The sequence below is a fragment of the Methylobacillus methanolivorans genome (genome assembly GCF_054588515.1).
Map to the genome: position 1 here is coordinate 1,346,177 of NZ_BAAILT010000002.1, position 11,442 is coordinate 1,357,618.

General features: G+C 53.3%; 9 protein-coding genes. 5 read left to right on the forward strand and 4 right to left on the reverse strand.

All coding sequences use genetic code 11. The features are described 5' to 3' along the window. Positions 1-6: 6 nt before the first annotated feature. Both rfaP and LG202_RS07635 read right to left on the reverse strand, forming a co-directional pair. Complete coding sequence (rfaP, locus tag LG202_RS07630) at positions 7-843, reverse strand: lipopolysaccharide core heptose(I) kinase RfaP (RefSeq protein WP_230347793.1); 837 nt, start codon at positions 841-843, stop codon at positions 7-9. Further along, complete coding sequence (locus LG202_RS07635; RefSeq protein WP_230347794.1) at positions 840-2,000, reverse strand: glycosyltransferase family 4 protein; 1,161 nt, start codon at positions 1,998-2,000, stop codon at positions 840-842. The genes rfaP and LG202_RS07635 overlap by 4 nt, the downstream gene beginning before the upstream one ends. Positions 2,001-2,070: 70 nt before the next feature. On the opposite strand from LG202_RS07635, the gene waaC reads away from it, so the two are divergent. The 5 genes from waaC (at position 2,071) to LG202_RS07660 (ending at position 8,325) form a co-directional block, all read left to right on the forward strand. Next, the gene (gene waaC / locus LG202_RS07640; protein ID WP_230347795.1) at positions 2,071-3,021 is read left to right on the forward strand and encodes a lipopolysaccharide heptosyltransferase I; all 951 of its coding nucleotides are present in this window, start codon (positions 2,071-2,073) and stop codon (positions 3,019-3,021) included. 121 nt (positions 3,022-3,142) lie between these two features. Then, a complete protein-coding gene (gene grpE / locus LG202_RS07645; protein WP_230347796.1) occupies positions 3,143-3,670 on the forward strand; it encodes a nucleotide exchange factor GrpE in 528 nt (175 codons plus the stop codon). Positions 3,671-3,792: 122 nt separating this feature from the next. Beyond that, entirely contained in the window at positions 3,793-5,715 is a 1,923-nt protein-coding gene (gene dnaK, locus LG202_RS07650; protein WP_230347797.1) for a molecular chaperone DnaK, read from the forward strand. Between the two features lie 74 nt (positions 5,716-5,789). Then, positions 5,790-6,917: a molecular chaperone DnaJ gene (gene dnaJ / locus LG202_RS07655; protein WP_230347798.1), complete on the forward strand. Its 1,128-nt coding sequence runs from the start codon at positions 5,790-5,792 to the stop codon at positions 6,915-6,917. 178 nt (positions 6,918-7,095) lie between these two features. Next, a complete protein-coding gene (locus tag LG202_RS07660; RefSeq protein WP_230347799.1) occupies positions 7,096-8,325 on the forward strand; it encodes a Bcr/CflA family multidrug efflux MFS transporter in 1,230 nt (409 codons plus the stop codon). A gap of 71 nt (positions 8,326-8,396) precedes the next feature. Here the strand turns inward: LG202_RS07660 and hchA are convergent, their stop codons facing one another. Both hchA and leuA read right to left on the reverse strand, forming a co-directional pair. Continuing rightward, positions 8,397-9,260 (reverse strand): glyoxalase III HchA, encoded by an 864-nt coding sequence (gene hchA, locus LG202_RS07665; protein WP_230347800.1) that lies wholly within the window; start codon positions 9,258-9,260, stop codon positions 8,397-8,399. Positions 9,261-9,504: 244 nt separating this feature from the next. Beyond that, positions 9,505-11,190, reverse strand: a complete 1,686-nt coding sequence (leuA, locus tag LG202_RS07670) for a 2-isopropylmalate synthase (protein ID WP_230348072.1) — start codon at positions 11,188-11,190, stop codon at positions 9,505-9,507. Positions 11,191-11,442 lie beyond the last annotated feature (252 nt).

The window sequence follows — 11,442 nt, forward strand, 5'->3', positions numbered from 1 at the left end:
CACACGCTAGGCGATGATGCTGCCGAGCTGGCGTAGTTCTGGCGCGACTTTATGTAATTTGACGTAGAGCTTGATCGCGCGGGACTGCACCTGCCTCCAGAAATCCCGTTCCTCATGTATGACCTGCCTGATCGGCTTGCCACGATAGCGGCGCAGGAAACGCAAGTAATCCCTGGGAGCTAGTCCCGCATTCATCGCAGAGAAATATAAAGCTGCCATATCCTTCATACGATCCTGGGGCCGGATTGTCTCACGAATACCAACCCGGTGCAGGTCGATGAGATATAAATGGATATTGCCCTGTCTTAACTGCGGCAAATCCAGGCAGATATGGCAGATATAGAAATCACGGTGGTTAAGGCCACTATCATGCAGCCGTGCCGCCAAGGACGCCACCTCCAGCAGTAGATGTCGCTTAAAGCTTGGCTCTGGTGGCGATAGTAGCCATTGGTCTGCCAGCGTTTCCAGGGAAAGGATATCGCCCAGGTCTTTTGTGATCAGGAACGATTGCCTGCTGGCGGGATTACAGCCACAGCTACCAAAACCCGCCAACGGAGTGGTAGCGATGCCGATCTCGCCCAGCTTTTCTATCGCCCGCTTCTCGGTGATTGCACTCACCACTGGCACCTTGAATGCCAGCAGGTTCTTGAAAATCTCGCCCCAACCTACACCGAAATGCTGCTTGATGAAATACGGCTGGCCAGCCAGTTGCACACGTATGGTTTTGCGCCCCCTCACATCACGAAACACCTCGCCACCCAACGCCATCACACGAGAGAACACATCCTGATCACCCAGCGCCTGCTGCAACGTTGGCGACAATTCCAATTCGTCACAACTCATGCACTACTCCCGGTCTTGTGCTGTGCCAGATGCAACATGATCTTGGCCTCGGCATCGCCATCATTTTCAGTCATCAACTTGCGGGCATACTGCAAGCCATTGTCGCGCCAAACTTGTAATTGCCTATCTTGCGATAGCGTCAGGGACACCATGTCGGCCAGCATCTTATTCAAGGTTGCTTGCTCAAAAGGCACCGGCACCACTCGTCCAGCCTCGGCTGCCTGCACATGCACGGCATAGCCGCAACTGGCCGTTGCCAGCACCGGCAGGCCGCTGGCCATGGCTTCGAGAATCACCAAGCCAGTATTCTCCCGATAGGCCGGATGCAGGTAGAAATCCGCCCCTTGCATCAATTGCGGGATATCAGGCCGACCACGCGAGATGATGAGATTTTCCGAGACGTTGAGCTTACGTGCCATCTTGATAAAAGGTGCAGGTTTATCCTGGCCAATCGCAATCAATTTGAAGTTTTGCCGCATATCGGCAGGGAGGCTAGCCAGCGCATGCACCGCCCTGTCCAAGCCTTTCATATAAAAGCCAGAACCGACCAACAACGCCACACGGGTTTGCGCAGGCAAGTTAAAAGCCTGGCGCAAATAGGCTTGCATTTCCGCACGGTCATGCAATTGCAGACGCTCGCTGGAAAGATAAGGTGGAATGTAATGAAAGCGCTCATCCTGAGTGCGATACCAGCGCTGGAACACGGCCTTCTCTGCCATATCCACCATCAACATCTGCGTACTGGCCTGTGGCGAGAAAATCGCTTGCTCTATCGCCTGGAACCAGCGATAGCGCGGTGTCAGGCGATAGAGCCAATTACGCTGCTTGTGCGCTCGCTCGATAAAACAGGGGTCAGCCGCAAAATAGACATCCAGGCCGCCCATACGGTTATACCCCACGACCAGATCCACACTGAATTCATGCGTAATACGGGCTTGTGCCTGACGAATGAAGTCATCATATTTCTGCACATTGAACCACCCCTTGCCCGGCATGACATGTATGCGGACATTCCCTCCTGGCAATTGACCATCCCATGACATAGTGAAAATATCTACAGAATGTCCCGCCTCAGCCAGGCGTGTGGCGGTGCGCAGCATATCGCGCTGCATGCCGCCATAAGGAAAGTACTTGAAGATGAGGAAGGCAAACTTCAACGGCTCAGGCTTTCAATTGGGAAAAGAAGCTGAATTGTATGCGAAAATGCCGCCCATGCCTCGTTTGCTCATGATCAAAACCACCTCTCTGGGTGATGTCATCCATAATCTGCCGGTCATTACGGACATCAAGGCCGCATTCCCAGAGATGCAGATAGACTGGGTGGTGGAAGAAAGTTTTGCCGACATTCCACGCCTACACCCTGGCGTTGATGACATTATTACCGTCGCCGTTCGCCGATGGCGCAAACACCTATTACAGATGGGCACTTGGCACGAAATCCGTCAAATGCGCCATCAACTGCATATACATCAGTACGATGCCATCATCGATACCCAAGGCCTGCTAAAAAGTGCCTTGATAGGCAAGCAAGCAAGCGGCATCTACCACGGACAAGATCGAGCTTCGGCGCGTGAGCCCTGGGCCTCCTGGCTTTACCAGCATCGCCACGCCGTATTGCGTGGGCAACATGCCGTGACGCGTAACCGCGAGCTTGCAGCACGTGCCTTAGGCTACGCGGTCCCCACTACCCCACCCGATTACGGCATCCATGCGGGAACACCTGATGCCAGACTGCAATTGCCCAGCCGCTATATTGTCGGATTACACGCTACCAGCCGTGATTCCAAATTGTGGCCAGAACAACATTGGATAGCCTTGGGCAACGCCTTGCTTCAGCAAGGCCTGACATTGGTTCTCCCTTGGGGCAATGCCAGCGAAGAAGCCCGCGCACAGCGCATTGCCAGCGCGGTTGCTAGCAGTGTGGTGCTACCCCGCTTACCCCTCACTCAACTCGCAGCCGTCATTGACCATAGCCAGGCAGCGATTGGTGTCGATACCGGCCTCGTGCACCTTGCCGCAGCCCTTAACCTGCCTACGGTCGCGATCTATACCGACACAGACCCCAAGCTGACAGGCGTACTGGCTCAACATGCAGAAAAAATCTGCAACCTGGGCGGTCAAGGCCAGGTGCCAGCAGTGAGCGCTGTACTGGAAGCGTTGGCACAAGTCACACATTAACGATATGGCCTCAGCCACTCGCCTTTCGCTGCAGCCTGAATAAAATTACCCTTCCCCTCTTGTAATCCGGGCAGATACCCCCATTTGCTTCGTTGTTACATCATTACCAACAGGGACTATCATGCAACACGAAGACAAGACGCCAGAAACCGACCTGCAAGACAATGTATCCACCGGCCAACAAGACGCTGGTGCCGCAGGCTCGATTGATGACAGGATTGCTGCACTGGAAGCCCAGATTGCCGAACAACAGGCTGCCGTGCTTTACGCCAAGGCCGAGGGTGAAAACATCCGTCGCCGTGCCGCAGACGATATCGACAAGGCGCGTAAATTCGCGCTGGAGAAATTCTCCAACGAACTGCTCGCCGTCAAGGACAGCCTGGATGCCGCGTTAAATGTAGGCTCCGCCACACTGGAAAGCTATCGCGATGGCGTTGAACTGACTGCCAAGCAACTCACTTCCGTATTCGAGAAATTCAGCATTGCCGAAATCAATCCAGTAGGTGAAAAGTTCGACCCGAACAAGCACCAAGCGATTGGCACTGTCGACAGCGATGCCGAAGCCAACACCGTCGTCAATGTGCTGCAAAAGGGCTACACCTTGAATGAGCGCGTATTGCGCCCAGCCTTGGTCATGGTAGCCAAATAAATCATTGAGGTTGCCAACGGGGATTTTTTACAGAGATAAGGCTTGAAATCGCAGCGCCTATCCCCATTTTGGCAACATAGTTATCCACTTTCAGAGTTAAAAGAACACAAGGAATCAAGACAATGGGAAAAATTATTGGTATTGACTTAGGCACCACCAACTCCTGCGTATCCGTCATGGAAGGTGGCAAGCCACGCGTGATCGAGAACGCCGAAGGCGCACGCACCACACCCTCCATCATCGCTTATCAGGAAGATGGTGAAATCCTCGTAGGTGCGCCAGCCAAGCGCCAGGCAGTGACCAACCCAAAGAACACGCTTTACGCAGTTAAGCGCCTGATTGGCCGCCGCTTTGAAGAAAAAGAAGTGCAGAAGGACATCGGCCTGATGCCTTACACCATCACCAAGGCTGACAATGGCGATGCTTGGGTGGAAGTGCGCAATGACAAACTGGCACCTCCGCAAATCTCCGCAGAAGTACTGCGCAAGATGAAGAAGACTGCCGAAGACTACCTAGGTGAAGAAGTCACCGAGGCCGTCATCACCGTGCCTGCTTACTTCAACGATGCCCAGCGCCAAGCGACCAAGGATGCAGGCCGTATTGCAGGCCTGGACGTTAAGCGTATTATCAATGAGCCAACGGCGGCTGCACTGGCCTTTGGTCTCGACAAGCAGGAAGGCGACCGCAAGATTGCCGTGTATGACTTGGGCGGCGGTACTTTCGATATTTCCATCATCGAAATCTCCGAAATCGATGGCGAGCACCAGTTTGAAGTATTGTCCACCAACGGTGATACCTTCCTCGGTGGTGAAGACTTCGACAATCGCCTGATCGACTTCCTTGCAGACGAATTCAAGAAGGAAAACGGCCTTGACCTGCGCAACGACCTGCTGGCCAAGCAACGCCTGAAGGAAGCCGCTGAAAAGGCCAAGATCGAGCTATCCTCCAGCACCCAGACTGAAGTTAACCTGCCATACATCACGGCAGATGCTTCTGGTCCCAAGCACTTGGTGGTCAAGATCACTCGTGCCAAGTTCGAAAGCCTGGTGGAAGACCTCATCGAACGCTCCATCAAGCCTTGCGAAGTAGCCTTGAAGGATGCTGGCGTCAAGATTACCGACATTCAGGACGTGATCCTGGTTGGTGGTCAGACCCGTATGCCTAAGGTGCAGGAAAAGGTAAAAGAATTCTTCGGCAAGGAACCACGTAAGGATGTGAACCCTGACGAAGCCGTGGCTGTTGGCGCATCCATTCAAGGCGGCGTATTGCAAGGCGACGTGAAGGATGTATTGCTGCTGGATGTGACACCACTCTCCCTTGGTATCGAAACCCTGGGCGGCGTGATGACCAAGCTGATCCAGAAGAACACCACGATCCCGACCAAGGCATCGCAAGTGTTCTCTACCGCCGACGACAACCAGTCCGCTGTGACCATTCACGTGTTGCAGGGCGAGCGTGAAGTCGCTTCCGGCAACAAGAGCCTGGGCCAGTTCAACCTGAGCGACATTCCGCCAGCACCACGCGGCATGCCACAAATCGAAGTTACCTTCGACATCGACGCCAACGGCATCCTGCACGTATCTGCCAAGGACAAGGCAACCGGCAAGGAAAACAAGATTACCATCAAGGCCAACTCCGGTTTGTCTGATGAAGAGATCAAGCGCATGGAAGAAGATGCCGCCAAGTACGCCGACGAAGACAAGAAGCTGCGTGAACTCGTCGATGCACGTAACAGTGCCGATGGCGCGATCCACAGCGTGAAGAAATCCCTGGCTGACCACGGTGACAAGCTTGATGCCGCAGAGAAGGAAGCGATTGAAAAGGCCGTGCAAGAGCTGGAAGACGTCGTCAAGGGTGACGACAAGGAAGCCATCGAGAGCAAGACCAATGCCCTGATGGAAGCCTCCCAGAAGCTTGGTGAGAAGGTCTACGCTGCGAGCCAGGCGGAAGCTGGTGCTGCTGAACAAGGCGAACCACAGGAAAAGACTGTGGACGCCGAAGTGGTGGATGCCGAGTTCGAAGAAGTCAAGGATGACAAGAAGTAATTCCTTTACCATGTAACCTCATGAGGCACACAGGATTTTCCCTGATGTGCCTCATTTATTGTTAGCAGAGAAATATGGCAAAAAGAGATTATTACGAGGTATTGGGCGTCAACCGCGATGCTTCGGATGATGAAATCAAGAAGGCTTACCGCAAGCTGGCGATGAAATATCATCCGGACCGCAACCCGGACAACCCCAAGGCCGAAGAAAGCTTCAAGGAAGCCAAGGAAGCCTACGAAATCCTGTCGGATGACCAGAAGCGTGGCGCTTACGACCAATATGGCCATGCTGGTGTAGACCCAAGCGCGGGCGCTGGTGCTGGCGGTGCTGGCTTCGGTAACTTTGCCGATGCCTTTGGCGACATCTTTGGTGATATTTTCGGCGGTGGCGGCGGTGGAGGCAATCGACGTTCCAACGTCTACCGTGGTGCAGATCTGCGCTACAACATGGAAATCTCGCTTGAGGATGCTGCACGCGGCACCGAGACCAAGATACGTATTCCCGTCATGGCAGAATGCGAAACCTGTCATGGTTCAGGCGCTCGCCCCGGCACACAACCCGTCACCTGCACCACCTGTGGCGGCCACGGCCAGGTGCGTATGCAGCAAGGCTTCTTCTCCGTACAACAGACCTGCCCCAAGTGCCACGGCTCCGGCAAGATGGTGAAAGAGCCATGCCCCACCTGCCACGGTGGTGGTCGCGTCAAGCAGCACAAAACACTGTCGGTCAAGATTCCAGCCGGTGTGGACGAAGGTGATCGCATCCGCCTATCAGGCGAAGGCGAAGCTGGCGTCAACGGCGGCCCTCCTGGCGACCTCTATGTCGTAGTGCATTTGAAGAAGCACGAAATCTTCGAGCGTGACGGCGCTAACCTGCATTGCGAAATGCCGATCAGCTTCACCACTGCAGCACTAGGTGGCGAGATCGAAATCCCGACCCTGGATGGCCACGCCAAGATGAAGGTGCCAGCAGAAACGCAAACCGGCGCGGTATTCCGCCTACGCGGTAAGGGCATCAAACCTTTACGCAGCAGCGACATGGGCGACCTCATGTGCCACGTCGTGGTGGAAACCCCGGTCAAGCTGACCGAACGGCAAAAGGAACTGCTGAAAGAGCTGGAAGACATTAACCAGCAGGATTCCGGGAAACACAGCCCTCGGGCAAAATCCTGGATGACCAAGGTGAAAGACTTCTTTCAGTAAATCCTGAATGACTAGCAAAAAGGCACGATTTTATCGTGCCTTTTTTATTGGCTCAAACCATGCCCTGTAACTTGCATACACAGATATACCCATTATCTCTATGTTATCCAACATGCATCCTTGCAATCTCAGGGCCACCCTGTAGTATGAAATACTAAGAAAAATACTATTACACCGCATGCCCAGACAACCCTATTCAACTACATCCCTATCCCTTCTGAGTGGCTGGCTGCTCCTATTAGGTGCCCTCACCGGCCTTGCTCCACTATCCATCGATATGTACCTGCCAGGCTTTCCTGCAATTGAGAAAAGTCTATTGGCGCAAGCTGGTAGTGCAGAACTGACCTTGGCGAGCTATTTTATTGGCCTGGCAATTGGGCAGCTGTTCTATGGCCCGCTCAGTGACCGTTTCGGACGTCGGCTGCCATTGATGGCGGGGCTGGTGATTTATATCGCAGCGTCCATTGGCTGTGCCTTTGCAGGCAGTATTCCGGAACTGATTATCTGGCGCTTTCTGCAAGCGCTGGGCGGCTGTGCAGGCATGGTTGTGACACTGGCTATCATCCGTGACCGCTGTAGTGCCAACGATGCGGCACGTGCCTTATCCATGCTGATGCTCGTCATGGGGTTGGCACCCATTCTGGCACCACTGATCGGTGGCTGGATCGTAACCACATTTGATTGGCGCGCCTTGTTCCTCACCTTGGCATTCGCAGGTAGTCTGGGATTATTAGCTGTGTACTTCAAGCTTGAGGAAACGCATGACACGGGCAATGAGCCTCCGTTGGTATTAAGCCGCGTCCTGCGTAACTATGGCAGGCTGATGATAGACCGCAGTTTTATCGGCTATACCTTGAGCGGGGGCCTGGCCCGTGCCGGGATGTTTGCCTATATCGCAGGCTCACCATTTGTTTTTATTGAATATTATGAAATTCCTGCGCAGCACTATGGCTGGATTTTCGGCATCAATGCAGCCGGGTTGATCCTGTTTAGCCAGATCAATGCCTGGCGCCTGAAAAAACATGATGCCACAGTGTTACTATCGCGGGCTTTGTGGCTGCCTGGCGGTATTGGCCTTGTCCTGCTCGGCTTATCGCTGACGGGCCATATCACCTTGCCATTATTGCTGGTCGGCATTTTCTGCTTCGTTTCCAGCATCGGCTACATCGGCCCCAACTCTAGCGCCGCCACCTTGGCAACCCATGGACAACAGGCGGGCACGGCTTCGGCCTTGATGGGCTCGCTGCAATTCGGGCTTGCCACAGTGGCAGGTGGCCTCGTCAATGTGTTTCACGATGGCACCACATTCCCGATGGCAATCGTGATGGCAGGGTGCGGGATAGGAGCCTGGCTGACACACCGTTTGATCGTTGCCCCGAAACAGTCAGCGAGACACATGCAATATTAATGCACGGGCAGTTCAGGCTGTTTGCTGCATTCAATCTGGACCAGCTATCGCCATGTCGTGTCAGGCCACAGTCAACGCTTATGCACCTCCTGTAATAGCGCGGTGGCAGCCAGCTTGCCCAACGTGTTGCCTGCCAGTGGGCTGTCTCCCGTCAATAGTTTGCGATCCTGACAGGTTTCCCCAGAAATCTTGTCATTCACAATCTCGAAGCCAAGCGCTTTCAACTTTTCCCCAAACTTCCAGGTTAGATGCCCTGGCATGTAGCCAATATCAGGAGTCATTTCATCCAGCACATCTGGAAAAGCACAGATTTTGTAGCCTTGATAAATAGGGCTGTCATTGACGGCAAGAAAAGCTGCTGGTCCGTGGCATAAGGAAATGACAAATTTGTCATTCGCCGCCGCCCACTCCAACACAGCTTTAACCTCCTCACTTTCAGGCAAGCCGATCAATGCGCCGTGGCCGCCGGGTATAAATACGCCGATGTAGTCTGCATCCTCGCCTAGCGAATGTTTGATAACGTCAGTCAGTTTGAGCGGCTGTTTAAACTGATGAGCATACTTGCGGAATAAGCCAATAACTTCTTCATCTTCGGATGGCATGGCCCAAAACTCAAACTTCACTGGATTACCCGAAATTGTAGCGATATCAAATCCGAAACCCGCTTTATCCATGTGATACATAGGCAAAAGCGTTTCCACAGGATGATTGCCAGTTGAGAACATCGTGCCATTAGCAGTCATCAAATAACGCTCATCTGCACCAATGACCAGTATTTTCCAACGGCCACCAGTATATGGCTGAGGATACTCAGCTCCACTCAAGTCGGACTTAGGCGCGGTAAATTGACTCAAAGAATAAGGAGATGGAAAAAACGCATTATCCTCCGCAGGGTCTGGTGTCGGGCGCTTGTCTACTGATTGCTGTGTGCTCATCCATCTTCTCCAAAATCAATATTGAGTCGGCTTAGTCTATCCAATCATCGTTATCGCTAGAAATCAGGGATTTCCCCTCAATCACTCTATAGTTTCGATCAACAGTTTCAAAGTAGTGTTTAGCATAAAAGGTATTTAATATACGCCAAGATCAGCATGAAGCCTGCATTGGTAAACGACTAAAACTCTCAAAAAAAAGCCCACAAGGTATATCTTGTGGGCTTGTCTCAAAATCAACGTAATATCACTGCGGTAAGAACGACTGCCGGGCATTGGCATCAAGACGTTGATACAAGCGATTGATACCGCTGATCACAGCCAAGATTGAAGCAGTCACCAGATTATCGTGAATGCCTGCACCGTACACCGTGCCTGGCTGTCCGTCCTTCTCCAGCTCGGCAAATGCCACTGCCTTGGCTGCAGCGCCTGCGCCGAGCGCTCGCTCTTCATAATCATGAATACGGAATTTGCTGCCGAAAGCCTGTGCCAGGGCATCAATCGGCCCATTACCCTTACCTTCAAGTACGGTTTCCACACCATGGATACGTGCCGTGAGCTTGATATGCTGGCTGCCACCCTGCTCGTCCAGTACGTGGTCGATGTAGTGCACAGGATCATCTGCGGCAATGTATTCATCGTTGAACAATTGCCAGATGCCTTCCGCCGTCACTTCCTGCCCGCTACGGTCAGTAAGGCGCTGCACAGCGCTACTGAACTCGACCTGCATGCGGCGCGGCATGGCCAGGCCGTAGCCCGACTCAAGCAAGTAAGCAATGCCGCCCTTGCCTGATTGGCTGTTGACGCGAATGATCGAATCATAGGTACGGCCCACATCATGCGGATCTATCGGCAAATACGGCACCTGCCAAAGCGTATCCGGTTGTTGTACAACAAAGCCTTTCTTGATCGCATCCTGGTGTGAGCCGGAAAATGCGGTGAAGACCAGGTCACCGGCATAAGGGTGACGCGCATGCACGGGCAACTGTGTGCAGTCTTCGACAGTGCGGGCAATGCTGTTGATCTGGGAAAAATCCAGGCCGGGATCAACACCCTGAGTATAAAGATTGAGCGCCAGGGTGACGAGGTCGACATTACCAGTACGCTCACCATGCCCAAATAAACAACCTTCGATACGGTCTGCGCCCGCCATCACGGCCAATTCGGCTGCCGCCACTGCGGTGCCTCGGTCATTGTGTGGGTGCACACTAATGATGACGCTATCGCGCCGAGCGAGGTTGGTATGCATCCACTCAATCTGGTCGGCATAGTAGTTAGGCGTACCCACTTCAACTGTAGCGGGCAGGTTGAGGATGACCTTACGCTCAGGTGTCGCCTGCCAGATATCGGTCACGGCATCGCACACATCCTTGGCGAAATCCAGCTCGGTGGCAGTAAAGGTTTCCGGGCTGTACTCGAACACCCATTCGGTTTCGGGACGTTCATCAGCCAATTGCTTGATCAGGCGGGCGCTATCCGTCGCGATTTTCTTTGCGCCGGCCTTGTCGGTACGAAACACGGTCTCGCGGAACACAGGCGAAATAGCATTATAGACATGCACAATGGCACGGCGCGCCCCACGCAAGGATTCAAAGGTACGACGGATCAAGTCTTCACGCGCCTGCGTCAGCACCTCGATGGTCACATCATCGGGAATATGCCCATTCTCGATCAAGTTTCGCACAAAATCGAAGTCGGTCTGCGATGCGGAAGGAAATGCCACCTCGATTTCCTTGAAGCCAATTTCAACCAGCATCTTGAACATGCGCAATTTGCGTTCAGCGTTCATGGGCTCGAACAAGGCCTGGTTACCATCGCGCAGGTCTGTGCTCATCCAAATAGGAGCACGGGTAATGGTGCGCGTCGGCCATTGGCGATTTGGCAAGTTAATCGGCGTAAATGGGCGGTATTTGCTACTTGGATTCTTCAACATCATATTTCTCTCAAAAGTTCAGTTCACGGACTGCGGTATCTAGATCGTGATCCAGGGCTGCCAGGCTACCGCTCACGCAAGGCCTGACAACCGCGTGGCAGTCGGAACACTCTTAAACAATATGCTATGTGACACATGATGCAAATATCCTATGGGATGAAGCGAAACTCAATTAATCGTTATTGCCCTCTGTACAACAAGGACAACTCAATAAAACCGGCAGGAGGAGGTAAGTTAGATGCGCGCGGAGCG

What these genes read in the sequence shown, in the direction of transcription:
- dnaK (WP_230347797.1), top strand. Translation starts at nt 3,793, where the DNA reads ATGGGAAAAATTATTGGTATTGACTTAGGCACCACCAACTCCTGCGTA.
- LG202_RS07660 (WP_230347799.1), top strand. Translation starts at nt 7,096, where the DNA reads ATGCCCAGACAACCCTATTCAACTACATCCCTATCCCTTCTGAGTGGC.
- dnaJ (WP_230347798.1), top strand. Translation starts at nt 5,790, where the DNA reads ATGGCAAAAAGAGATTATTACGAGGTATTGGGCGTCAACCGCGATGCT.
- waaC (WP_230347795.1), top strand. Translation starts at nt 2,071, where the DNA reads ATGATCAAAACCACCTCTCTGGGTGATGTCATCCATAATCTGCCGGTC.
- rfaP (WP_230347793.1), bottom strand. Translation starts at nt 843, where the DNA reads ATGAGTTGTGACGAATTGGAATTGTCGCCAACGTTGCAGCAGGCGCTG.
- leuA (WP_230348072.1), bottom strand. Translation starts at nt 11,190, where the DNA reads ATGTTGAAGAATCCAAGTAGCAAATACCGCCCATTTACGCCGATTAAC.
- hchA (WP_230347800.1), bottom strand. Translation starts at nt 9,260, where the DNA reads ATGAGCACACAGCAATCAGTAGACAAGCGCCCGACACCAGACCCTGCG.
- grpE (WP_230347796.1), top strand. Translation starts at nt 3,143, where the DNA reads ATGCAACACGAAGACAAGACGCCAGAAACCGACCTGCAAGACAATGTA.